22 protein-coding genes are annotated in these 22,022 nt (G+C 63.6%); 12 read left to right on the top strand and 10 right to left on the bottom strand.

Going from position 1 to position 22,022, the window contains the following annotated elements; all coding sequences use genetic code 11:
• Positions 1 to 43 precede the first annotated feature (43 nt).
• Positions 44 to 442, top strand: a complete 399-nt coding sequence (locus tag OKQ63_RS00210) for an MAPEG family protein (RefSeq protein ID WP_264211999.1) — start codon at positions 44 to 46, stop codon at positions 440 to 442.
• A 41-nt stretch (positions 443 to 483) separates the two neighbouring features.
• The gene (locus tag OKQ63_RS00205) at positions 484 to 711 is read left to right on the top strand and encodes a WGR domain-containing protein (RefSeq protein WP_264211998.1); all 228 of its coding nucleotides are present in this window, start codon (positions 484 to 486) and stop codon (positions 709 to 711) included.
• Between the two features lie 100 nt (positions 712 to 811).
• On the opposite strand, the gene OKQ63_RS00200 is transcribed toward OKQ63_RS00205, so the two are convergent.
• The gene (locus tag OKQ63_RS00200; protein WP_264211997.1) at positions 812 to 2,011 is read right to left on the bottom strand and encodes a hydantoinase/carbamoylase family amidase; all 1,200 of its coding nucleotides are present in this window, start codon (positions 2,009 to 2,011) and stop codon (positions 812 to 814) included.
• Positions 2,012 to 2,156: 145 nt separating this feature from the next.
• Between OKQ63_RS00200 and OKQ63_RS00195 the strand changes: the two genes are divergently transcribed.
• From OKQ63_RS00195 to OKQ63_RS00180, 4 genes are all read left to right on the top strand, one after another.
• Positions 2,157 to 2,807: a histidine phosphatase family protein gene (locus OKQ63_RS00195; protein WP_264211996.1), complete on the top strand. Its 651-nt coding sequence runs from the start codon at positions 2,157 to 2,159 to the stop codon at positions 2,805 to 2,807.
• A gap of 20 nt (positions 2,808 to 2,827) precedes the next feature.
• The gene (locus OKQ63_RS00190; RefSeq protein ID WP_264211995.1) at positions 2,828 to 3,442 is read left to right on the top strand and encodes a glutathione S-transferase family protein; all 615 of its coding nucleotides are present in this window, start codon (positions 2,828 to 2,830) and stop codon (positions 3,440 to 3,442) included.
• Between the two features lie 11 nt (positions 3,443 to 3,453).
• A complete protein-coding gene (locus tag OKQ63_RS00185; protein WP_264211994.1) occupies positions 3,454 to 4,506 on the top strand; it encodes a saccharopine dehydrogenase in 1,053 nt (350 codons plus the stop codon).
• A gap of 145 nt (positions 4,507 to 4,651) precedes the next feature.
• The gene (locus OKQ63_RS00180; protein WP_264211993.1) at positions 4,652 to 5,794 is read left to right on the top strand and encodes a saccharopine dehydrogenase family protein; all 1,143 of its coding nucleotides are present in this window, start codon (positions 4,652 to 4,654) and stop codon (positions 5,792 to 5,794) included.
• 69 nt (positions 5,795 to 5,863) lie between these two features.
• Here the strand turns inward: OKQ63_RS00180 and OKQ63_RS00175 are convergent, their stop codons facing one another.
• The 4 genes from OKQ63_RS00175 to mutL all read right to left on the bottom strand — a co-directional run bounded on the left by OKQ63_RS00175 (position 5,864) and on the right by mutL (position 10,950).
• Positions 5,864 to 6,187, bottom strand: coding sequence for a DUF3775 domain-containing protein (locus OKQ63_RS00175; RefSeq protein WP_264211992.1), 324 nt, complete (start codon positions 6,185 to 6,187; stop codon positions 5,864 to 5,866).
• An 87-nt stretch (positions 6,188 to 6,274) separates the two neighbouring features.
• Positions 6,275 to 7,579, bottom strand: a complete 1,305-nt coding sequence (locus tag OKQ63_RS00170) for an adenylate/guanylate cyclase domain-containing protein (protein WP_264211991.1) — start codon at positions 7,577 to 7,579, stop codon at positions 6,275 to 6,277.
• On the bottom strand, positions 7,580 to 8,962 hold the full coding sequence (locus OKQ63_RS00165; protein WP_264211990.1) for a DNA recombination protein RmuC: 1,383 nt from the start codon (positions 8,960 to 8,962) through the stop codon (positions 7,580 to 7,582).
• 32 nt (positions 8,963 to 8,994) lie between these two features.
• A complete protein-coding gene (gene mutL, locus OKQ63_RS00160) occupies positions 8,995 to 10,950 on the bottom strand; it encodes a DNA mismatch repair endonuclease MutL (protein ID WP_264211989.1) in 1,956 nt (651 codons plus the stop codon).
• Positions 10,951 to 11,194: 244 nt separating this feature from the next.
• Between mutL and deoC the strand changes: the two genes are divergently transcribed.
• Together deoC and OKQ63_RS00150 are read left to right on the top strand one after the other, a co-directional pair.
• Positions 11,195 to 12,184 carry a deoxyribose-phosphate aldolase gene (gene deoC / locus OKQ63_RS00155; RefSeq protein ID WP_264211988.1) on the top strand — a complete coding sequence of 330 codons (990 nt, stop codon included), beginning with the start codon at positions 11,195 to 11,197 and terminating at the stop codon, positions 12,182 to 12,184.
• Positions 12,185 to 12,258: 74 nt separating this feature from the next.
• Positions 12,259 to 14,595, top strand: coding sequence for an aldehyde dehydrogenase family protein (locus tag OKQ63_RS00150; RefSeq protein ID WP_264211987.1), 2,337 nt, complete (start codon positions 12,259 to 12,261; stop codon positions 14,593 to 14,595).
• Positions 14,596 to 14,959: 364 nt separating this feature from the next.
• On the opposite strand, the gene rpsO is transcribed toward OKQ63_RS00150, so the two are convergent.
• The 3 genes from rpsO to OKQ63_RS00135 all read right to left on the bottom strand — a co-directional run bounded on the left by rpsO (position 14,960) and on the right by OKQ63_RS00135 (position 16,999).
• Entirely contained in the window at positions 14,960 to 15,229 is a 270-nt protein-coding gene (rpsO, locus tag OKQ63_RS00145) for a 30S ribosomal protein S15 (protein WP_024088374.1), read from the bottom strand.
• Between the two features lie 171 nt (positions 15,230 to 15,400).
• Positions 15,401 to 16,378 (bottom strand): calcium-binding protein, encoded by a 978-nt coding sequence (locus tag OKQ63_RS00140; RefSeq protein WP_264211986.1) that lies wholly within the window; start codon positions 16,376 to 16,378, stop codon positions 15,401 to 15,403.
• A gap of 108 nt (positions 16,379 to 16,486) precedes the next feature.
• Positions 16,487 to 16,999 carry a DUF1643 domain-containing protein gene (locus OKQ63_RS00135; protein ID WP_264213966.1) on the bottom strand — a complete coding sequence of 171 codons (513 nt, stop codon included), beginning with the start codon at positions 16,997 to 16,999 and terminating at the stop codon, positions 16,487 to 16,489.
• Between the two features lie 25 nt (positions 17,000 to 17,024).
• Here OKQ63_RS00135 and OKQ63_RS00130 point away from each other — a divergent pair, with 25 nt between their 5' ends.
• The 3 genes from OKQ63_RS00130 (at position 17,025) to OKQ63_RS00120 (ending at position 19,626) form a co-directional block, all read left to right on the top strand.
• Positions 17,025 to 18,416, top strand: a complete 1,392-nt coding sequence (locus OKQ63_RS00130) for a calcium-binding protein (protein WP_264211985.1) — start codon at positions 17,025 to 17,027, stop codon at positions 18,414 to 18,416.
• A 269-nt stretch (positions 18,417 to 18,685) separates the two neighbouring features.
• Complete coding sequence (locus tag OKQ63_RS00125; protein ID WP_264211984.1) at positions 18,686 to 19,282, top strand: hypothetical protein; 597 nt, start codon at positions 18,686 to 18,688, stop codon at positions 19,280 to 19,282.
• Positions 19,279 to 19,626 (top strand): hypothetical protein, encoded by a 348-nt coding sequence (locus OKQ63_RS00120; RefSeq protein WP_264211983.1) that lies wholly within the window; start codon positions 19,279 to 19,281, stop codon positions 19,624 to 19,626. Before OKQ63_RS00125 ends, OKQ63_RS00120 begins: the two co-directional genes overlap by 4 nt.
• A gap of 100 nt (positions 19,627 to 19,726) precedes the next feature.
• Here OKQ63_RS00120 and truB read toward each other — a convergent pair whose 3' ends face one another.
• Positions 19,727 to 20,638, bottom strand: coding sequence for a tRNA pseudouridine(55) synthase TruB (gene truB / locus OKQ63_RS00115; RefSeq protein WP_264211982.1), 912 nt, complete (start codon positions 20,636 to 20,638; stop codon positions 19,727 to 19,729).
• A gap of 152 nt (positions 20,639 to 20,790) precedes the next feature.
• On the opposite strand from truB, the gene OKQ63_RS00110 reads away from it, so the two are divergent.
• Positions 20,791 to 21,444 (top strand): RluA family pseudouridine synthase, encoded by a 654-nt coding sequence (locus OKQ63_RS00110; protein WP_264211981.1) that lies wholly within the window; start codon positions 20,791 to 20,793, stop codon positions 21,442 to 21,444.
• A gap of 12 nt (positions 21,445 to 21,456) precedes the next feature.
• Here OKQ63_RS00110 and OKQ63_RS00105 read toward each other — a convergent pair whose 3' ends face one another.
• Complete coding sequence (locus OKQ63_RS00105) at positions 21,457 to 22,005, bottom strand: helix-turn-helix domain-containing protein (protein WP_264211980.1); 549 nt, start codon at positions 22,003 to 22,005, stop codon at positions 21,457 to 21,459.
• Positions 22,006 to 22,022: the final 17 nt, after the last annotated feature.

The raw sequence follows: 22,022 nt of genomic DNA, 5'->3' as shown, positions 1-22,022 counted from the left end.
CTGAAAACACTACGCTTTCTCCTGTCAGATGGAGGAACGTGCGATGACGCAGCTGCAGTATTTCACCACCCTGTCCGGGCTTTGGTTGGCGGTGGCCTGGGTGCCCTATATTCTCGACAGGATCTTTGTCCGCGGCCTGAAGGGGGCGCTTGCCAATCCCAGCCCTGATGACAAGCCGCAATCACCCTGGGCCCAGCGCGCGCACCGGGCGCATATCGTCGGGGTGGAGCTGTTTGCCGCCTTTGCGCCGCTCTCCATCCTGGCCATGCTGGTGCTCCCGCCGGACCAGCAGCCCGGCACTCTCGGGCTCGCTTTCTTCACCGGCATGGCTGCGCATTATGTGATCTACATGATCGGTATTCCGGTTCTGCGTACTGCGGCCTTTGCCGTGGCAGCCCTGTCCTCGGCGCTGCTGGGTCTCACCGTCCTCGGCGTGATGTAGAGATTCTTGCCGGGGCGAATCGCTTGGCGTAGAATCTGGGCATGTCCACCTGTCTGCTCTACCGCCAAGCCCCCTCGCGCCCGTCGCGATTCTACCGCATCGAGCTGGCGATGAACCTGTTTTCTGAGGTTTCCGTGCTGCGCGAATGGGGCGTGGCCGGCCGCAACGGGCAAAGCGTGATCAATATTTACGGCAACCTGCGCGAGGCCTCTCTGGCCGCCGACAAGCACCGCAACCGGATGCTCAAACGCGGCTACGGCCGGGCCTGACCGGCGCCGCGCCAGCGGCGCCCGGCCCAACTGTGACGGGCATTCTGCGAATGGCCGGGAACAGGCGGGAGCGCCCGGCCCCTGTCGCGTGCCGCCAGGGTCATGCCGCCAGCGCCCGGGCCGCCCGGTCCAGCACCTGCAGGCCCAGCACCAGATCCGCCTCGTCCGTGTCCTCGTCAAAGGCGTGGCTGATGCCGCCGACCGAGGGCACAAACAGCATCCCTGCAGGCATCACCGTGGCCAGATTGGCGGCATCATGCAGCGCGCCGGAGGGCATCTTCTGCCACTTGCCGGGCGCAAATGCCTCCGCAGCGTCACTCAGCTCCGCCTGAAACCGTGCATCCATCGCTGCCGGCTCAATCCCGAGCACCGGGCCAAACGCCGCTGTGATACCGTGATCAGCAGAGACTTCCCGCGCGGTCTCCTTGATGAGCGTTTCCATCCGCGCCAGCCGGTCTGCATCCGCATCGCGCCATTGCAGGGAGAATTCCACCCGCCCGGGCACCACGGAGGAGGCATTGGGATGCAGTGCAACTTGGCCGATGGTCCAAACCGTGGCAGGCGTGGCCACATTGGCAAACCGGCCGTTCAGGCTCTCGTTGAAGGACGTTAGCGCCTGGAACGCGTCGCGGCGCAGGTGCATCGGCGTGGTGCCCGCATGGTTCTGGCGGCCCTCGAAGGTGATCCGCATATCGCGAATGCCGACGATATCCGTCACAACCCCAATCCCTAACCCGGTCGCCTCCAGATAAGGGCCTTGTTCGATGTGCATCTCCAGAAACCCGCTGAACCGGCCATGAGGCAGGAAATGCCCGGCCAGGACCGCCATCTGCGCCCGCATCTCTGCCAGCGTGGCGCCTTGCGTATCGGTAAACCCATCCGCCTCCTCCAGCGCCAGCTTGCCAGTCCAGACGTCCGAGCCGGTCAGCACCCCGAACCGCCCCTCCTCATCCTGAAAGCTGACGCAGGAGATCCGTGGCCCGCCCGCCTCCCTGGCCGCGCGGGCAACCTCCAGCCCGGCCACCACGCCCAGCGCCCCGTCCAGCCAGCCGCCCTCGGGCTGGCTGTCGCTGTGCGAGCCCACCAGCAGGCTCCGCTCCCCTGCCAAGCCGAAAAGATTGCCCAGCGGGTCGAAATGCGGCTCCAGCCCGGCCTCTTCCATCCGCCCGGCCAGCCATTTGCGCGCTGCAATGTCAGCTCCGGAAAAGGCCTGCCGCACCACGCCCTTGCCCACACCCGATGCCCCGAAGCTGCGCAATATGTGCAGATCATCAAGAAATCTCTGAGGATTGAGGGGCATCACATATCTCCTGGCTGACAAGCCCACAGTGCTCCAAGTTTTTCCCGCTCTCAATGGAATTGATGGAACCACTGCCCAAACCCTCTCTTCCCTCTGCCCGGAACCTCCCCTAAGACTTTCCCGGTAACAACGGAGCCGCCTGTCGATGTCCCACATCACGCTGATCCGCCACGGCCAGGCCAATACCAGCGCCCGGGACGAGGCGAGCTATGACCGTCTGAGCGACCTGGGCCACCAGCAGGCGGCCTGGCTGGGGGAGCATCTGCGCAGCAGCGGCAATCACCATCCGCGCGTCTACTGCGGCACGCTGACCCGGCATATCGAAACCGCCGCCTCGATGGGATACACCGAAGTTGTGCAGGACGCCCGCCTCAACGAGATGGAGTATTTCACCCTCGCCGAGGCGATGCGCGATCAGCATGGGCTGGCGGTACCGGAGGAGCGCGAAGGCTTTGTCGACCACCTGCCCAAGGTTTTCACCGCCTGGGCCGCAGGTGAGATTGCAGAGCCTTACGAAAGCTGGTCGCATTTCGAAACGCGGACACGGCAGGCGCTGGAGGAAATCGCTGCAGGTGACGGCCCGGCACTGGTGGTGACCTCCGGCGGGCTGATCTCGATGGCAATGCGTCAGACTCTGGGGCTGGACACCGCGGGCATGGCGCGGATTGCGCTTGCGGTCATGAACACCTCTATGCACCGGCTGTTTCCCATCGGCGGCCACTGGAGCCCGGTTTTGTTCAACGCAGTGCCGCATCTGGAAGCGCCGGACCGACATTTTGCCCAGACACATCTGTGACGTCAGGGAGGAGGAAAAACATGCAGTTCTATTACGCCCCCAATACAATCTCGGTGGCCGTGGCCATCGCGCTGGAAGAGGCCGGGATCGAGTATGAGACGGTGAAAATCGACTTTGCCGCCAAGGAGCAGACCGGCGCGGCCTATGCCCAGATCAACCCCAAAGGCCGGGTGCCCGCGCTGGCGGTGGAGGGGGGCATCCTGACCGAAACCGGCGCGTTGTTGGAATTCATCGCCGACAAGGCGCCGGACGCCGGTCTGCGCCCGAAGGACCCGGTGCGTCTGGCCCGGATGCGCGAGGTGATGTTCTACCTTGCCTCAACCATGCATGTGAACCACGCCCACAAGCTGCGCGGCAGCCGTTGGGCCGGCAAGACCTCCAGCTACAAGGACATGCAGGCCAAGGTGCCGCAGACCATGACAGCCTCCTGCGAATACATCAGCCAGTCCGGGCTGCGCGGCCCCTTTGTGCTGGGCGAGGAAGTCAGCCTCGCCGATTGCTACCTCTATGTGGTCTGCACCTGGCTGGACGGTGACGGGGTCAAGGTCGAAAACTTCCCCAAAATCCAGAACTTCATGACGGCAATGGAACAGCGCGGGTCGGTGCGCGCAGCCTATGCCAAGGGAATGCTTTGAAGGACAAGAAGATGACTCATCTGTGGGTACGGGCCGAACAGCGCCCCAATGAAGAGCGGGTTGGCCTGACTCCTGATGGCGCCAGGGCACTGTTGTCAGACGGCATCAAGGTCACGGTAGAGGAGAGCTCCGTGCGGGCAGTCCCGCTGCAGGGCTACATTGATGCAGGCTGCGAGATTGCGCCGGAGAACTCCTGGCCCGAGGCGCCTGAGGACGCGATCATCTTCGGCCTGAAGGAATTGCCCGAGGACGGCACCCCGCTGCCCCACCGCCACATCATGTTCGGCCATGCCTTCAAGGGCCAGCACTGTGGCAAGGCGCTCCTGGAGCGGTTCAAGGCCGGCGGCGGCACGCTCTATGATCTGGAGTATCTGGTGGATGAGACCGGCCGCAGGGTTGCTGCCTTTGGCTATTGGGCGGGTTATGCCGGCGCCGCGGTGACGCTGAAATCCTGGGCTGCCCAGCAGCGCGGCGAACTCTGCGGGCCGGTTGGCGTCTATCCCGGCAAGGATGCGCTGCTAACGGACCTGGGTGCGGAGCTGGACACGCTGAACATGGACCGTCCGTCTGCCATCGTGATCGGCGCGCTCGGCCGGGTCGGCACCGGTGCTGCCGATCTCTGCGAGGCCATGGGCATCGAAGTCACCAAATGGGACATGGGTGAAACCGCCCATGGCGGCCCCTTCCCGGAGATCCTGGCCCATGACCTTTTCCTCAATTGCATCTTCGCCCGCCCCGGCACCCCGGTCTTTGTGCCGCGCGAGGCACTGGCCGCAGACCGCAAGCTGACCGCCATCGGCGATGTCGCCTGTGACCCGGACAGCGATTACAACCCTGTGCCGGTCTATGACCGCGCCACCACCTGGGACGCCCCCGCCCTGCGTGTCGCGGAAAACCCGGTGCTCGACGTAATGGCGATCGACAACCTGCCCTCGATGCTGCCGGTGGAAAGCTCCGAAGATTATGCCGCCCAGCTCCTGCCCTCGCTGCAGACGCTGACCGATCTGGAAGGCGGCGTCTGGGCCCGGGCCAAGACCACCTTCCTGGAGCACCTGCCAGTATGAAGCATCATTCCGCTCGCAGTGACGGCTGCGGCCGTCCGCGGGCGGAAGCAAAGCGCCCGCCTTTGGTGGCGGACGGGCGCTGCCCGGCATGCCGCCGGACGAACGGCTTTTCATGCCTCCGCCGAACAAGCAAGGGAGACCAAAAATGACAATTCATTGGTGCGGCACCGGCCTCTCCGCCATTCCCGGCCTGCGCCGCCTGCTGGAAGCGGGCCATAATGTCGCGGTCTGGAACCGGACAACCGACAAGGCCCGCGAGGCCGTGGGCGACCTGACCACCAACATTCACAGCTTCAGCCTGGCCAACCTGGGCCAGATGCTGAGCCCGAAGGATGTTATCGTCTCGATGCTGCCCGGCGACTGGCACGTGCCGCTGGCCGAACTCGCGATCAGTCACGGAGCTCATTTCGTCTCCTCATCCTACATCGCGCCGGAGATGCGCGCGCTGGACAAAAAAGCCAAGGTTGCCGGCGCCTGCCTGATCAACGAGGTCGGCCTGGATCCGGGCATCGACCACCTGATGGCGCATGCGCTGGTGGCGGACTACAAGGCCTCCGATGCCTATGACACGGAGAATGAGATCAGCTTCATCTCCTATTGCGGCGGCATCCCCAAGACACCGAACCCGTTCCGCTACAAGTTCAGCTGGTCGCCGCTTGGCGTGCTCAAGGCGCTGCGGTCGCCGTCCAAGTCGATCCGCGATTTCAAGGAACTGGACATCGCCCGCCCCTGGGACGCAATCTCCTCCTACGACGCACCGCTGCCCGCCCCGGAAAGCTTCGAAGTCTACCCGAACCGCGACTCGATCCCCTTCATGGGCCAGTACGAATTCGGCGAGGACTGGAAAGTGAAGGAATTCGTCCGCGGCACCCTGCGCCTTAACGGCTGGGCCGATGCCTGGGCAGAAGTATTCAAGGAGGTTGAAACCCTCTCCGGCCCCGAAGGCGACGCCCGGCTCAAGGAAATGTCAGACCAGTTCTGGGCCGAGAACGCCTATGACGAAGGCGAGCCGGACCGGGTAGTGCTCTGCGTCGGGCTGAAAGCCGAGAAAGACGGTACCGAAGCCTGGCACAAGACTTATGTCATGGACGCCTGGGGTGACGCGCGCGGCACCGCAATGGCGCGTCTGGTCTCCTATCCGGTGTCCTTTGCCATCGAGGCTGCCATGAATGGCAAGATCGCCGCCGGCGTTCACGCCGCACCGAGCGACCTGGGCCTGGTCGAAAAGTGGATGGGCGAGATCGGCAAGCTGGCACAGCACCTTGAGGTCGTCGACAGCAAGCCCTGATGACTGCTTGACACAACAAAGGGCGCCGGATTGCGGCGCCCTTTCGCGTTGCGAACCTGGTGCAGCTGTTTAGCGGCCGATCACATCATCTTCAACATCGTTGACGTCAATGCCCAGCGCCTCCAGCCCTGCTTCCAGATTGTCCGCCAAATGCGGCGTGCCGAGCAGGTAGTCGACGGTCGGCGTTGTTGCTTCCTGCCGGGCGGTATAAATCGCCTCGCCCAGCTCCTCCGGCTCAAAACTGCCGCGGCCGACCCACATAATGCCGACTAGCTCCGCCTGCTGGTCCTCGCCCATCCGGTCGATGAAAGCGCGCAGCTCACCTTCCGCGCGGCCCAATTCCCGGGCCATCATCGCCACCTGTGCCACCTTGCGGACTGAGATCTCCAGCATTGCTCCATTCCTTCTGTTCGCAGCCTCAGCATATCAAACAGCAGGCAAAACGCCTAAGTCTTTGATCTGGGGCAAACAGCGGCGCAATCAGCCCTGCGCCTTGCCGAACAGCGCGAGCCCGCTTCGGCGCCCGCGCAAAACCTCCGGCGGCAGCGCAGTCCATGCCGCGCGCGCGGGCTCTACCCCGGCTTCCTCCAGAAGCGCCTCGGACACAATCAGCGCCATCCCATGATCCTTGGTCAGCTGTTCCAGCCGCGCCGCCGTGTTCACCGTGTCACCGAAGACTGAGTACTCGAGCCGTTCCGGTGTGCCGGTGACGCCGGAAAACACTTCGCCCCAATGCACCCCGATCCCGGCTGCCAAACCTTCTTCGCCAGCCTGCTCCCGCACCTTGCGCCACTCCTCCATCCCGGCTTGCAAGCCGTCGGCACAGTCCAGTGCCCGCGCCGCCGCGCTTTCACCTTCAAACAGGATCATCGCCGCATCGCCGATGTATTTGTCGATCAGCCCTCCGGTGCGGCCCGCAACCTCTTCGACCCGGGCCCGGAACCCCGTGATCAGACGGCTCACTTCCTGTGGCTCACGTCCTTCGCACCAGCTGGTAAAACCGCGGATGTCGATGAACAGGATCGCCATCTTCTGCTGGCGCCCTTCCTGAAGCGCTTCCAGTCCGCCGCCAGCCAGGCGGCCAGCCAGCTGGGCGGGCAGGTAGCGGGTCAGGTTGGCCTTCTGCCGCGCTTCCTTGATCGAGCGCTGCAGCAGACCGCGCATCCGCACCGCCGCGACAATCAGCACAAGACCCGCCAAAGCGATCATCAACACCCGCATCAGATTGGGCGGTGTTGCCATCGCCAATTGCATCCGCTGCACCGCATCCGCCGATACCGATGGCGGTTCCCACATCAGAAGCCCGGCAAAGCCCGCCGCGACCAGCAGCACCTGATAGGCCAGCAGCAGCGGGTTGAACCGCAACACCCCAAAAGCCAGGACCAGCGGCGCCATCCAGGTGGAAGGCATTGCAAAAACCGCATCGCCCGGAAGCCCGGAATTCACCAGCGACAGCCAGGAGTTGAGAAACAGAAAAATCCCGTCAGCACTCACTGCCCCCCAGATCATCCAACGCCGGAACACGCTCTTCCGGATTGCGGCAAGGATCAGCACGCCGACCGCCATATAAGCCAGCATGGTTGCCGCCGCGAGGCCGACCTGGTGCCATAGATATTCCTGATCCAGAGCCTTTACCGCATTGGCTGCATGCACCAGCCCCACCAGCAACCCGCCCGAAACTGCGATCCGCAGCAGCGCGACAATGCTTTCGGCCTCGACCTCCGCCGCCCGCAGCAGGGCAGCATCAGCGGGCACGCCTGCCCGCACGGCCAGCAGATTCTGCACCTACTCCTCCGCCAGCAGCGCCACCTGGCGCGGCTCCACTTCCACCTGGCCGGGATCCTCCAACTCAGCCCCTCTTGCCACCACGCCCATCGACTCGAACTTGCGGGCCGAGGGCAGCACCCGGGCTTCCAGTGAGCCCACCGCCTTGTTGTAGTTGTTCACCGAAGACGACAGCGACTTGCCTACGGCGGCAAGGTTTTTCGAGAACGTCGACAGCCGGTCGTAAAGTTCCTTGGCTGTCTTTTGCACTTCGACAGCGTTTTCCGCCATCTTCTCCTGCTGCCAGCCATAGGCGATGGACTTCACCAGCGCCATCAGGGTGGTCGGCGTAGCAATCAGAACTTTGTTTTCAAAGGCGTATTCGATCAGGCCCGGATCCGTTTCCACTGCCGCGGAAACAAAGGTCTCGCCAGGGATGAACATAACCACGAAATCTGGTGTTTCGCCCAAAGCACTTTGATAGGACTTTGACGCAAGCTGGCGCACATGTGTCTTCACGTGGCCCGAATGCCGCAGCAGTGCCTCCTGCTGCTGATCAGGCGTCTCCGCCTCCAGCGCATCCAGATATCCCTCCAGCGGGGTCTTGGCATCCACCACGATGCTCTTGCCGCCAGGAATACGCACAACCGCATCGGGGCGGCGCATCCCGTCGTCGGTGCCGACGCTTTTCTCCAGTTCGAAATCCACATGCTCGGCCATGCCGGCCATTTCGAACACCTGGCGCAGCTGCATCTCGCCCCAGCGGCCGCGGGTCTTGGGCGCCCGCAGCGCCTGCACCAGCTTGCGGGTCTCGCCGCCCAGCATGGCCTGGCCCTCGGCCAGATGCTTCACCTGCGTCTGGATTGCGCCGTAGGCCTCGTTGCGGGCCTGCTCGATTTCCTTGATCCGTTCACCGAACTGGCCGAGTTTCTGATCCAGTGGTTTCACCAGCCCCTCTATTGCCGCGTGGCGCTTGGCCAGATCCTCATCCGCCGACTTGCTGTGCGCTTGAAAGCGTTCGCTGACCAGGCTCAGGAAGTTTTCCGAGTTCTGCTTCAGCACACCAGAAGCAAGCGACGCAAACTTGTGCTCCATCTGCTGGTTCATGTGGTGGAGCTGTTCCAGCCGCGCCGCGTGTTCGGCTTTCAGCGCCTGCACCTGGGCCTCGGCCTGATACCGTGCGGTGCGTTCGTTCTCGCTGGTGCGGCGCAGGGTGGAAAGTTCATCCGCCAGTTCCGGCAGCCGCGCAACCTCAGCCTGCAAACCGGCATTATGGCTGCGCAGATCAGCGTTGAGCTGCTCCATATGCCTTGCGTGGCCGCGCAGCCGCAGCGCCCCCAAGGCCAAAAGCGCCGCCAGTCCGGCCAGCACGTAGATGGCCCATGGGGCCTGTTCCAGTGTCACTGCTCAATCTCCTCAGTTTCGAGGGTTCTTATTCAGGTGCGCCCGAACAGGCGCTCGATATCCGCCAGCTTCAGCTCCACATGTGTGGGGCGGCCATGATTGCACTGGCCGGAGTGGGGTGTTGCCTCCATCTCCCGCAGAAGCGCATTCATCTCCTCGCCCCGCATCCGGCGGCCGGAGCGGATCGAGCCATGGCAGGCGACCCGGCTCAGGATCGCCTCGATCTTGGCCTGCACCAGCTGGCTTTCACCCTGATCCGACAGCTCATCCAGGATGTCCCTGATCATCGCCTCGGCGTTCACTTCTCCCAGGATCGCAGGCGTTTCCCGTACCGCAATGGCATTGCCGCCGAACGCCTCGATGCCAAGCCCGAATTTTGCCAGCTCCTCGGCCACCGCCAACAGGCAGGCACAGTCATTGTCGCTCAGCTCGACAATTTCCGGGATCAGCAGCGCCTGGGCCGCGACGCCGTTTTCGGCCATCTGCTTCTTCAGTTTTTCATAGACCAGCCGTTCATGGGCTGCATGCTGGTCAACGATCACCATGCCGTCAGCTGTCTGGGCAATGATGTAGTTTTCATGCACCTGGCCGCGGGCCGCCCCCAGCGGCAGCTGCTCGGCCCCGGGCGCGGCAGCCTCGGGCGCATCCGAAAGCTGACCCGGGGCCACTGGGAGTTCCCGAACTTCCGTCACCCGGCCGCTGTAGGCACCGGCCAGGTCGGCAAAGCCTGGCGATGGCGGCGCATCATGGGAAGACGTCTGCGGCTGGCCGGGGGACTGCGCCGCATAGGACAAGCTGCGTGCGCCGTAAGAAGGGCGGTCCATCTGATAGATCCGGGGGGCGCCGCTGGCGGTGGGCTGTTCCGGCTTCATCGCCCCCAGAGTGGCGCCTGCCACCGTGGTCGAGGCCCGGTGCCCGGCCTCGGCCAGCGCATGGCGCAGAGAAGAGACGATCAGCCCGCGGGCCAGGCCAGGGTCGCGGAAGCGCACCTCGGATTTGGCCGGGTGCACGTTCACATCGACCAGCTGCGGATCACAATCAATGAACAGCGCCGCCGCCGGATGCCGGTCGCGGCTGAGGAAATCGAAATAGGCCGCACGCAGGGCGCCGGTCAGCATCTTGTCCTTCACCGGCCGCGTGTTCACGAAAAGGAACTGCGCCACCGCCGCACCGCGCGAATAGGTCGGCAGCGCCGCGTAGCCATAAAGCCGGATCCCCTCGCGGGCGGCGTCAATCTTCAACGCGTTCTCGGCAAACTCCCGCCCCAGCACCGAGGCCAGCCGCCCGTGCAGCGCGTCAAACAGATCACCCGACAGCGGATCGGCGCGGAAGGTTACCCGCCCTTCGCCGCCGCCAGTTTTCCCACCCGACACATCGCGCAGGGTGAAGCCCACCGACGGCTCTGCCATCGCCAGCCGTTTCACCGTGTCCGAGATCGCCTGGGATTCCGCCCGGTCGGTGCGCATGAATTTGAGACGGGCCGGCGTTGCAAAGAACAAATCCCGCAGTTCGACAATGCTGCCCCCCCGCAAGGCGGCCGGTTTCACCGGCTCCAGCTTGCCGCCGGAGACCCGGATCTGCGCCGCCTCATGCCCAGCCGCGCGGCTGGTGATGGTCAGCCGTCCGACGGCGCCCAAGCTTGGCAGCGCCTCGCCGCGGAATCCGAATGTGTGGATGTTCAGCAGGTCCGAGCCGTCGATCTTGGAAGTTGCATGGCGGCTGAGCGCCAGCGGCAGATCCTCCGGCGTCATGCCGCAGCCGTCATCCGTCACCCGGATCAACGTCTTGCCGCCATCGGCGATTTCCACTGTGATCCGTGCCGCTCCGGCATCGATGGCGTTTTCCACCAGTTCCTTGACCGCCGAGGCGGGCCGTTCCACCACTTCCCCGGCTGCAATCCGGTTGATGGCGCTGTCATCCAACTGGCGGATGACAGGACGGGTTCCCGACTGGGAGTTTTCGCTGATATGGGGGTCTGCACTGCTCATACCGCTAAATTTAGCATGTGAGGGCGATTCTGCCACCGGAATGCGCACGGCTTCGGCCAAAGAAGCGCAATAGCCAATTCCCGCCGCATTCCGCCTGTTTCAGCCGTCCGGCCGGGGGGAGCGCCAGTGTTCGGGCAAATTTTTTGTCCATTCAGTCAAAAAATCAGCCCGGAGCCTTGGACGCTCGCTTGCCAATATGCCGCACCCGTGCGAATTTTGCGCGGAACTCTTCTGAGGATCCCCAATGGAAAGCCATATCGCTGAACGAAGCACACAGCTGCCGCAGCTGGCCGAACCGCGCAATCCCGGCATGGCGCTGGACCTGGACTGGGTCGCCGCCGTGCAGGCCAATACATCGGCCATCGAACGCCGCTGCGCCACCCTGCCGGGCCGCCGCAGTGTCAAGAAGGACCACCAGGCGGCATGGCTCTTGAAAGCCGTCAGCCTCATCGACCTCACCACTCTGTCCGGTGACGACACAGAGGGCCGGGTGCGACGCCTGTGTGCCAAGGCGCGCCAGCCGGTGAACGCCGGCATCCTGCGCAGCCTGGGGATGGAGGGCCTGACCACCGGGGCGGTCTGTGTCTATCATGATATGATCCCCACCGCGGTTGCAGCGCTGCACGGCACCGGCATCCCTGTGGCCGCAGTGTCCACCGGCTTCCCGGCGGGCCTGTCGCCGTTCCACCTGCGGCTGGCCGAGATCGGGGAAAGCGTCAACGCCGGCGCCGAGGAGATCGACATCGTGATCTCCCGCCGCCATGTGCTGCAGGGCAACTGGCAGGCGCTTTATGACGAGATGAAAGCCTTCCGCCTGGCCTGCGGCGAGGCCCACGTAAAGGCGATCCTGGCCACCGGGGAGCTGGGCAGCTTGCGCAATGTGGCCCGCGCCTCGCTGGTTTGCATGATGGCCGGTGCCGATTTCATCAAGACGTCCACCGGAAAGGAAAGCGTCAACGCCACCCTGCCCGTCAGCCTGGTGATGATCCGCGCGATCCGCGACTATTATGACCGCACCGGCCACCGTGTCGGCTACAAGCCCGCGGGCGGAATTTCCAAGGCAAAGGACGCACTGGTGTACCTTGCGCTGATGAAGGACGAGCTGGGCAGCCGCTGGCTGCAGCCTGACCTGTTCCGCTTTGGCGCCTCCTCTCTGCTGGGCGATATCGAGCGCCAGCTGGAGCATCATGTCACCGGGGCATACTCTGCCGGCTACCGCCACTCCATGGGGTGAGGGCGCCGGAATTCAGCGCGAATTCCGGGCCGGTTTCCGTGCCGGAAACCGGTTCCGCGATAAGGATCAGTATCATGACCATCAAAGAGATCTTCGACACCATGGATTACGGCCCCGCCCCCGAAAGCGCCGCCGAGGCGCTGGCTTGGCTGGTCGATCAGGGCAGCCGCTTCGGCCACTTCATCAATGGCAGGTTCACCGCTCCCGGTGACGGTTTCGACAGCCGGAACCCCGCCACCGGCGAAGTGCTGGCAACCCTGACCCAGGCCACCCAGGCCGATGTGGACGCGGCGGTCGAGGCCGCCCGCAAGGCGCAAGGCAAGTGGCAGGAGCTTGGCGGCCCGGGCCGGGCCAAGTACCTCTATGCCATCGCGCGGCTGCTGCAAAAGCACGCCCGCCTGTTTGCTGTTCTGGAAACGCTCGACAACGGCAAGCCGGTCCGCGAGAGCCGCGATATCGACATCCCCCTGGCGCAGCGGCATTTCTACTATCACGCAGGCATGGCCCAGCTGATGGAAAGCGCGCTGCCGGACGCCGAGGCGCTTGGCGTTTGCGGCCAGATCATCCCCTGGAACTTCCCGCTCCTGATGCTGGCCTGGAAGATCGCACCAGCCATCGCCATGGGCAACACTGTGGTGCTGAAACCGGCGGAATACACCTCGCTCACTGCGCTGCTGTTCGCCGACATCTGCCACCAGGCGGGCCTGCCAAAGGGCGTTGTGAACATCGTCACCGGTGACGGCGCCGTGGGCGAGATGATCACCGCCGCGGAAGTGGACAAGATCGCCTTCACCGGCTCGACATCGGTCGGCCGCCGCATCCGCGAAGCCACCGCTGGCAGCGGCAAGGCGCTGACGCTGGAGCTGGGCGGCAAGTCACCCTACATCGTCTTTGACGACGCCGATACCGACAGTGCCATCGAAGGCCTGGTCGATGCAATCTGGTTCAACCAGGGCCAGGTCTGCTGCGCAGGCTCGCGCCTGCTGGTGCAGGAAAGCATTGCCGGGCGGTTCCACACCAAACTCAAGGCCCGCATGGACAGCCTACGTGTCGGCAACCCGCTCGACAAATGCGTCGACGTCGGCGCCGTGGTCGACCCGGTGCAGCTCGACACTATCAGCAGCCTGGTCGCGGCCAACCAAGCCGGCACCATGCACCAGGCGCAGGTCGAAATGCCCGCGGGCGGCTGCTATTACCCGCCAACCCTGATCGAAGGGCTCTCCCCCGCTGATCCGCTGATGCAGGAGGAAATTTTTGGACCGGTGCTGGTCTCCTGCACCTTCCGCACCCCGGAAGAAGCGGTGGAACTGGCCAACAACACCCGTTACGGGCTCGCGGCAACGCTTTGGACCGAGAACGTCAACCTGGCGCTCGGCATGGCGCCGAAACTGGCGGCCGGTGTGGTCTGGATCAACGGCACCAACATGTTCGACGCTGCCGCCGGCTTTGGCGGGGTGCGCGAAAGCGGCTTTGGCCGCGAAGGCGGCTGGGAAGGCCTTGCCGCCTATACCCGCCCCAAGTCCAAGGCCAAACCGCTGGCAAAGGTTGAGCCGTTTGAGGGCAGCGGTACACCGGCGGATCCGCTGGACCGGACCGCCAAGCTCTATGTCGGCGGCAAGCAGGCCCGCCCCGACGGCGGCTACAGCCAAGCCATTTATGGCAAGTCCGGCGCGCTTCTGGGCCATGCGGGCCTTGCCAACCGCAAGGACGTGCGTAACGCAGTCGAGGCCGCCGCAGGGGCCAAGAGCTGGTCCAAAACCACCGGCCACCTGCGCGCCCAGATCCTCTACTACATCGGTGAGAACCTCTCGGCCCGCGCCGCGGAATTCGCGGCCCGCATCGACGCAATGACTGGTAAAAAGTCCGGCGCGGCTGAAGTTGAGGCCGCAATTCAGCGCCTGTTCACCGCTGCAGCATGGGCCGACAAATACGATGGCCAGGCCCACGGCGTGCCGATCCGCGGTATCGCACTGGCGATGAAAGAGCCGGTGGGCGTGATCGGCGTTCTATGTGCCGATGAAGCGCCGCTTCTGGGCCTTGTGTCTGCCATGGCGCCTGCGATGGCCATGGGCAACCGGGTGGTGCTGGCAGCCTCGGAGCCCTTCCCGCTGGCGGCGACCGATTTCTACCAAGTGCTCGACACCTCGGACGTGCCCGCGGGCGTTGTCAACATCCTGACCGGCAGCCATGCGGAGCTGGCCAAACCGCTGGCCTCGCATCTGAATGTGGACGCAGTGTGGAACTTCTCCTCTACCAGCCTGTCGGCCGCGATCGAGGCCGCATCAGCAGGCAATCTGAAACGCACCTGGGTCAATAACGGAAGCGCAGCCGACTGGATGCAGGATCAGACCAAACGCTTTTTGCAGGAGGCCACCGAGATCAAGAACATCTGGGTGCCCTACGGCGAATAAAGCACGGACCCGCTGAAATCGCCGGCATCTGCTAAGACAAACAGCGCCGCTCCTTACCGGGCGGCGCTGACTGTTGAGAGGCCAAAGCTTGTCCCGGGCCCGCAGATCGGCTGCGGACCGAGGGCCGCGCCGCACGCGCGGCACACTCTTTAAGCGCGGCAGGCTGCCCTCAACCTTTCAGTCTCTCCTCGGTATTCAAGCCCCGCCAGGTGCCGCATGGGCCATGCCCATGGCTGGGGATGTCCGGCTCAGGCGGGCAGCCTGCAGGTGCACAAGTACCCCCCTTGCCTGCATTGACGTCAGAACAAAAGAAAACGCCCGCTCCCACAAGGGAACGGGCGCTGAAAATCCGGATAAGCGCGGATTAGCGGCGGATGCCCAGACGCTTGATCAGGTCCTGGTAACGGGCCTCATCCTTGCCTTTGGTGTAGTCCAGCAGCTTGCGGCGCTGAGCCACCATCTTCAGAAGGCCACGGCGGCCGTGGTTGTCCTTCTTGTGGGTTTTGAAGTGCTCAGTCAGGGTGTTGATGCGCGAGGTCAGGATTGCAACCTGGACTTCCGGCGAGCCGGTGTCGCCGTCCTTGGTTGCGAATTCTTTCATCAGGCGTGTTTTTTCTTCCGCAGTGATCGACATCGGGGTCTCCTTCATAGGTTGGAGTGGATGGCGCAGGCCGGGATGTCGTCCAGCACAGGCCCATGGAGAAACCTGCCGCAGAATCGCAGCAGATGCGGGCATATAGGATATTTCCCCAGTGAAGGCAAAGATTAACTGCCGCGTCTGGATGCAGTAGACCCGATGCCAGTCCTACTGCGGCAGCAGGCCGGACCCGGCGGCCGATGCCCTGTCGATCAGCACCAGATCCGCCACCGTGAGCCCATCCGCACCCGTGATCCGCAAGGCAGGCTCGCCATCGATCAGGATCAGCTGCTCCTCCCCGGCTTCCGGGTTTTGCTGCACCTCCACCGTGGGCTCCCCGTTCCCTTCAAAATCCCAGACCAGCACCAGCTGATCTTCGGACGCATCATAATCCATCAGCTGCACCGCATCCGCAGTCCCGGTCCAGCTTCCGGCCATGAACTGATCCCCACCGGCCCCGCCGGTCAGCACATCGCCAGCCCCGGCCATCAGCGTGTCGTCGCCATCGCCGCCATTCACATAATCCAGGTCCGCGCCGTCCCCGGCACCGGAAACCATGTCATTGCCATAGCCGCCAAACAGCACGTCCTGGCCGGCCCCGCCCGTCAGGCTGTCATCGCCGTCATTGCCGTGCAGCGTGTCCTGGCCTTCACCGCCCTCCAGCCAATCCTGGCCCTGGCCGCCATGCAGCAGATCCGCACCGCTGCCGCCCTGAAGCGTATCCTCGCCAAAATGCCCGTAGAGATCATCCTCTCCGGCGCCGGCTTGCAGCAAGTCATCTCCGTCTTCGCCGTGCAGCAGATCCCGCCCGTCCCCGCCGAACAGACTGTCACTGCCGCCGTGCCCGTGCAGAACATCGCTGCCCAAGCCGCCATCAATCCAATCATCGCCGCCGTAACCGCCAATCTGGTCATTCCCGCCGCCGCCGCTAAGGATGTCCGCCGCCTCGCTTCCCGCCAAAACATCACCGCCATCGGTGCCGGCCACTGTCTCGCCGCCCGGTTCGATATACCCGCCATCCAGCCCGTCCCCATCGGTTTCCGGACCAGGCTGCCCATCGGTTTCATCCTCCTGTGACGAACCGGTCTCAACCAGAACCGCACCGCCAACCGCAACAAGACCGAGTACACTTGCCAGCCACAACATTGCCAACTCAACCCCTGGAAACACCAATACACATCAAAACAATCACACGTAGTGACAGCAATTGCAAAACAAAACAGGAACGCCAGTTAACAGGAACTGAAACCGTTCCTACTTCGCCTGCCACACCTCCGGTTGCTGGCTGTAAGCAATGTACAAAGGGTGTTTCGGGTGGCCCGCCTTGCTGAGGCCCAGATGGTGCAGCGGCTTGCCGGTTTCCCGCAATGCAGCCGCAACCCGCGCGCCCTGCCCGCGGTGCGCGCCATGGGTGCCCCAGCCGCAAATCACCGCATCCGACCAATCAGCCCCTTCCAAAATGGCCGCCATGTTGTCCGGTCCTTCCGGCATCTCCAGCCGCCGCATCTCCCGCGGATCAGTCACCCGGCAGGCAAATATGTTGGTGGCCCGGAAACCGCCAAACCCCAACGCCCGGGCACGGCGCTCGCAGCGTTCGATGGTCGGATCGTTCTGCACTTCGGTTGCGGTCGAAGGGTTCAGCATCACAAACATCACCCGCCGCCCGGCGGGATCCCACACCCGGGTCAGGCTGTACCGGTAGGTTTCGCAATCTGAATAAACGGCGGTCGAGGGCGCATCGCCCTTGGTGTGGCTGCGGATGATCATGCAGGTATAGATATCGCGTAGCGGCTTGTATTCCAAGCAGGCTTCCTCCACCCTGGATGGTATCACTGCGCAGCCTTGCTGCATTTGGTTTAGTTTGTTTTTACAGGCAGGCATGGAACTCCTTATTCTTCTCGCCTTTGCAGGCTCCGTTGCAGCGGTCGGCTATGATGGCTCGGACGATGTCACCAAAGATCCGGATGAACCGGCGGATCCGCTTGAGCCGGAAGTGCCGGTAGAACCGGTGGACCCCGCCCCGCAGCCGGAAGCTCTCGAATTATATGGCACCGCTGGAAGAGAGGAGGTACTGGACGGCGGCACCGGAAACGACACCCTCACGGGAAATGCCGGCGATCAGGACCATTTGGCAGGCAGCAGCGGCGATGACGAACTGCATCTGGGCGCGGATAATTCCGCTGAAGGCGGTGCAGGCGAAGACCTGTTTGTTCTCGTTGATGAAGGCAGCCGGGAGACAGTGATCGAAGATTTTGAGCTGGGGGGCGACCAGCTGGCGATGGTGGATGCATCCCGACACATCGAACTGTTCGAGACCGAAGACGGTAACGGCCTGCGTTTCATCGACACTCTCAACAACAAGACGATCCTGACCCTGCCGGATGTTTCGCTGAGTGAGGGCGACATCCTGGAGGTGGAGCTCTATGACGGCAACGGCGATTTTTACCGCATGGAGAGATTTGAGAACCCCGGCATAAGCGTACCCTTTGCCTTGGACGCGATCGGAGGCACCGCGGGTGATGACGATCTGGAAGGTACCGCGGGGGGTGATGTGATCTTTGGCGAAGGTGGTGCCGACACCCTCTCCGGCGGAGAGGGGAACGACTCGCTCTTCAGCGGCAGCGGTTTGGTTCATTACAGCGGATCCTACAATCACTACCCTGGCGACTTGACCATGGTCGGCGATGACGGCGATGTTCTCTTCGGCGGCAGGGGTGATGACCACCTGTGGATCGGGCCGGGGACCACCGCGACGGGCGGAGAAGGGGCGGACGGTTTCCACGCGTTTACCAATGTCTACGATGCCCGGACCCCGGCAGCGGAAATCACCGACTTCGATCCTATCGAAGACAAGCTGATGATTGATTTTCCGGTTACTGTCGGCTACAGCACGCTTCCCGATTTCCATTTCGAGGATGCCATTGCCGGGCTGGCAATCGGATATGACGCGGTTCACGACCAAACCCTGATCGCCATGGATGGTGTCGGCATTGCAACTTTGCCGGGGGATCAGTCGGAAGTCAGCATTGCCTTCCACGATGATTATTCCACGGATGAAGACCGGTGGCGGGATGCGGCAGGGAACCCGATCTCGCCGGAGCAAGGCGCCGCGGCCAGCGTGATTCTGACCGCGCAGCAGGATCAGTCGGTTCTGGGAACAAACTACGGTGCCCGCGCCGCCTGACCCCTGACGGGGAACCGGCGCACAGGCCGAAGACAATCCAGGGGCGATTAAGTCAGCAGTACTGGCCTTTTCCAATTCGCTCAGGATTGGGCCAGGGATATGAGTATAAGGTACGGGCGCCGCGATGGAAGCGTAGTATCCTTTAAAGCGTTATGCATTCTTAGATGGAGTTCACCAGCGGCCACGGCTAGGGCGCGGCTCCGCTCTGATTTGTTAACAGGATTGCCATCGAACTTCTGCTTTAGCTGGCTGCCGCCGGCTCCGCAGCCGTGACGATCGATAACAGCCCGGATACGGAGACGCCGGTCGAGCCGGATAGCCCCTTTGACCCGACTGGTGAGAGCAACTCCGATGACACTCTGACAAGCGGCACCGGTAAAGACACGCTGACTGGCAACCTGAACGACGCCGATCTGCTCCAGGGCGGTGCCCGCGGCGATCAGCTGAACCTGGAGCGCGGCAATGCCGGAACCGGCCGTGCGGGCGCAGTTCTGTTTTCCGTGGAAGACACGGCCTACTGGGATGACGGCGATGCCGCGATCAGGCTGACCGATTTCAACCGCTCCGAGGATCAAATCCTGCTGCAGGATTTTGCCGCCACCCTGCAACTCCAGCCGCTGGAGGATGAGGAGGGGATCGGCATATTCTCGAATGGCGGCGAGCTGATGCTTGCCCTGCCGGGGGTGGAGGACCTGCCGGTGGACGAGATCCTTGTTGAAGACCGGGTTGGGACCAATGGCGCCAATGCGCTTATCCACTTTGAAGTCCGGGGCGCGGACGAGAGTGAGATTTCGGTTGAAGAACCGGTAGGCGATGCCCGCTACCAACTGATCCAGACGGTAAATGGGATAGCGGCATCTCCGTGACTGCTGATGAGCCGATCATCCGCGCAGGGCCCGGCGGCGAAGTCACAGACAGGATTTCGGCCTATGCAAAGCCCGGCAGTATGCTGAGCGCCACCTTGGTCACCGATTTCGACCCGGCAACGGAAAACGTGGAGGTAGTTCTCAGCGGCGGCAATACAACAGAAGAAGGCGATCTGCCCGCCGGTCCCAGCTATGATCTGCGCGGCCGTGTCACCGTGAGTGAAACCGGTGACGGCGGCTCAAGCGTTCAGGTAGACGGGCACGAGTACCGCATCTGGAAGGTCAAACAGGCCTGGATACCGGCTTCCTGCACACGTCGGAATAGGGTGTTGAAACTTGGTTGATCTGGACGGCAACGCGGTCAGCAAGAAGGGCCTGCACAACCAGCACAGCGTTTTTCACAATTATAGCGGCTAAGCTCGAGCCACCCGGCAAGCCGCCGGATCACTCCGGCTGCACAAAGACCCGGCTCGGGTGCAGTTCCCCGGCTTTGTAGATGCCCACGGCCACCGCTTTGCCCTCCAGCGAGGCCCATGCCTCGTCGCCGTATTCCACATCCGAGGCCATCACCATGCCCGGGTTGCCATTGCGCAGCCGCACGGCGCCCTGCGGGGTGCATTTCAGCTCGGGCAGATCGGCAAGGCCCTCTTCCAGTGGCCGGAGGTACTGGTCAAGCTCAGGCGATTTCGCCAGCTCGTCGATCTGCTTCAGCGAAATGCCCTCTTCGGCATCAAACGGGCCGGACCAGATCCGCCGCAGCTGCCTTACATGGCCATGGCAGCCCAGCGCCGCGCCAAGGTCGCGGGCGATCGAACGGACATAGCCGCCCTTGCCGCAGGTCATTTCCAGAACCACGTGGTCCTGGTCCGGACGGTCCAGAAGGATCAGCTCTTCCACCCACAGCGGGCGGGCTTCGATCTGCACATCCTCGCCGTCGCGGGCCAGCTTATAGGCGCGCTGGCCGTCGATCTTCACCGCAGAGAATTTCGGCGGAACCTGCATGATCTCGCCCAGGAACGGCGACAGCGCCTCCTTGATCTGCTCGTCGGTGGGGCGCGCCTCGCTTTCAGCGATCACTTCGCCCTCGGCATCGTCCGTGTTGGTCGCCTGGCCCAGCCGCACAGTGAAGGTATAGGCCTTCAGCGCATCGGTGATGTAGGGAACGGTCTTGGTCGCCTCGCCCAGTGCCACCGCAAGAACCCCGGTCGCCTCGGGGTCCAAAGTCCCCGCATGCCCGGCCTTTTTGGCATCCAGCGCCCAGCGCACCTTGTTCACAACCGCGGTCGAGGTCAGCCCCGCGGGCTTGTCCACCACCAGCCAGCCGGAAATATCGCGCCCTTTGCGTTTGCGTGCCATGCCTTGTCCCCATGTGTACGTGAGGCGCGCCGGTTACCGGATCGCCTGGACAGTGTCAATTTAGCAAATGAGCGGGCTCAAAGGAAAGCGTCAGAGACTGCGGGATCCAGCCATGCTTGCCCCTGCCCGCCTCTGGCGCTAGGCAGGCGCCCATGGCCGTTTCAAGCGAATACACCCCGCCGCAGGACCCGCTGGAGATCCTGCACCACGACGCCGAGCTGCTGGCGGTGAACAAGCCTGCCGGCCTGTTGTCGGTGCCGGGGCGCGGCGAACATCTGGCTGATTGCCTGATCAGCCGCATCCAGGCGGTGTTTCCCGAGGCGCTGCTGGTGCACCGGCTGGACCGGGACACCTCCGGCGTGATGGTCTTTGCCCTCACCCCGCATGCGCAGCGGCACTTGTCGATGCAGTTTGAGAAACGCACGGCAAAAAAGGCCTATGTGGCACGGGTCGCTGGCAAGCTGGAGCCAAGGACCGGCACCGTGGATCTGCCGCTGATCGTCGACTGGCCGAACCGGCCTAAACAGATGGTCTGCCATGAGACCGGTAAGCCTGCCGCCACCGATTGGCGGGTGATGAAATATGAGGCCGGAGCCACCCGGGTGCGGCTGACGCCAAAGACCGGACGCTCGCATCAGCTGCGGGTGCACATGCTGTCGCTGGGCCACCCGATCCTGGGCGACCCGCTTTATGCCAGCGGCACGGCACTGGACCACCCGCGCTTGATGCTGCATTCCGAGGAGCTGCGGATCAAGCACCCGGACAGCGGCGAATCGCTGAAGTTCCGGGTGAAACCGGTGTTCTGAAACCGCCACAGGTCACGGGGCCTCCATCACTATCATGAACAGTGTGTCCGCCTGCAGCGCCTCATAGCTGTGCGGATGGTCGCCGGGATAAGTGTAGTAGTCGCCTGGCTGCAGGATCTCCTCCTGTCCCTCCGGCCCCGCCCGCATCTGCCCTGCACAGACCAGCATATGCTCCACCGTACCGCGCGGATGCGGCTGGGCGCGGCGGATCTCCCCCGGCTGCATCACCACCCGGTAGACATCCCGGCGCACATGCGGCGGGCATCGTGACAGCAGCACCGCGGCGAATTCCGATTGTTCCGACTCCAGCACCTCGCCTTCCCCCGCCCGGACCAGTTTGGTGGCCGGAGCCTCGGTATCAAACAGCAGGCTCAGCGGAACGCCCAGTGCTGCGGCGAGCGCCCAAAGCGTCTCTACACTGGGATTTCCGCTGCCTGCCTCCAGCTGCGACAGCGTCGATTTGGCGATACCGGCCTGGGCGGCAAGCGCCGAAAGCGACTTGCCCGCGCGGCTCCGCTCCCGCCGGATGGCGGCGGCAATCATCTGATGAGGAGCTGACATGTTCTGTATTTCACCTC

Origin of the sequence: Leisingera thetidis, assembly GCF_025857195.1 — a bacterium.
In the GTDB taxonomy this organism is placed as follows: Bacteria; Pseudomonadota; Alphaproteobacteria; order Rhodobacterales; family Rhodobacteraceae; genus Leisingera; species Leisingera thetidis.
This window is presented reverse-complemented; position numbering and strand designations above follow the sequence as displayed.

Coding starts and splice junctions, on each gene's coding strand:
- OKQ63_RS00210 (WP_264211999.1), top strand. CDS start 44: ATGACGCAGCTGCAGTATTTCACCACCCTGTCCGGGCTTTGGTTGGCG.
- OKQ63_RS00205 (WP_264211998.1), top strand. CDS start 484: ATGTCCACCTGTCTGCTCTACCGCCAAGCCCCCTCGCGCCCGTCGCGA.
- OKQ63_RS00200 (WP_264211997.1), bottom strand. CDS start 2,011: ATGCCCCTCAATCCTCAGAGATTTCTTGATGATCTGCACATATTGCGC.
- OKQ63_RS00195 (WP_264211996.1), top strand. CDS start 2,157: ATGTCCCACATCACGCTGATCCGCCACGGCCAGGCCAATACCAGCGCC.
- OKQ63_RS00190 (WP_264211995.1), top strand. CDS start 2,828: ATGCAGTTCTATTACGCCCCCAATACAATCTCGGTGGCCGTGGCCATC.
- OKQ63_RS00185 (WP_264211994.1), top strand. CDS start 3,454: ATGACTCATCTGTGGGTACGGGCCGAACAGCGCCCCAATGAAGAGCGG.
- OKQ63_RS00180 (WP_264211993.1), top strand. CDS start 4,652: ATGACAATTCATTGGTGCGGCACCGGCCTCTCCGCCATTCCCGGCCTG.
- OKQ63_RS00175 (WP_264211992.1), bottom strand. CDS start 6,187: ATGCTGGAGATCTCAGTCCGCAAGGTGGCACAGGTGGCGATGATGGCC.
- mutL (WP_264211989.1), bottom strand. CDS start 10,950: ATGAGCAGTGCAGACCCCCATATCAGCGAAAACTCCCAGTCGGGAACC.
- deoC (WP_264211988.1), top strand. CDS start 11,195: ATGGAAAGCCATATCGCTGAACGAAGCACACAGCTGCCGCAGCTGGCC.
- OKQ63_RS00150 (WP_264211987.1), top strand. CDS start 12,259: ATGACCATCAAAGAGATCTTCGACACCATGGATTACGGCCCCGCCCCC.
- rpsO (WP_024088374.1), bottom strand. CDS start 15,229: ATGTCGATCACTGCGGAAGAAAAAACACGCCTGATGAAAGAATTCGCA.
- OKQ63_RS00140 (WP_264211986.1), bottom strand. CDS start 16,378: ATGTTGTGGCTGGCAAGTGTACTCGGTCTTGTTGCGGTTGGCGGTGCG.
- OKQ63_RS00135 (WP_264213966.1), bottom strand. CDS start 16,999: ATGATCATCCGCAGCCACACCAAGGGCGATGCGCCCTCGACCGCCGTT.
- truB (WP_264211982.1), bottom strand. CDS start 20,638: ATGGCACGCAAACGCAAAGGGCGCGATATTTCCGGCTGGCTGGTGGTG.
- OKQ63_RS00110 (WP_264211981.1), top strand. CDS start 20,791: ATGGCCGTTTCAAGCGAATACACCCCGCCGCAGGACCCGCTGGAGATC.
- OKQ63_RS00105 (WP_264211980.1), bottom strand. CDS start 22,005: ATGTCAGCTCCTCATCAGATGATTGCCGCCGCCATCCGGCGGGAGCGG.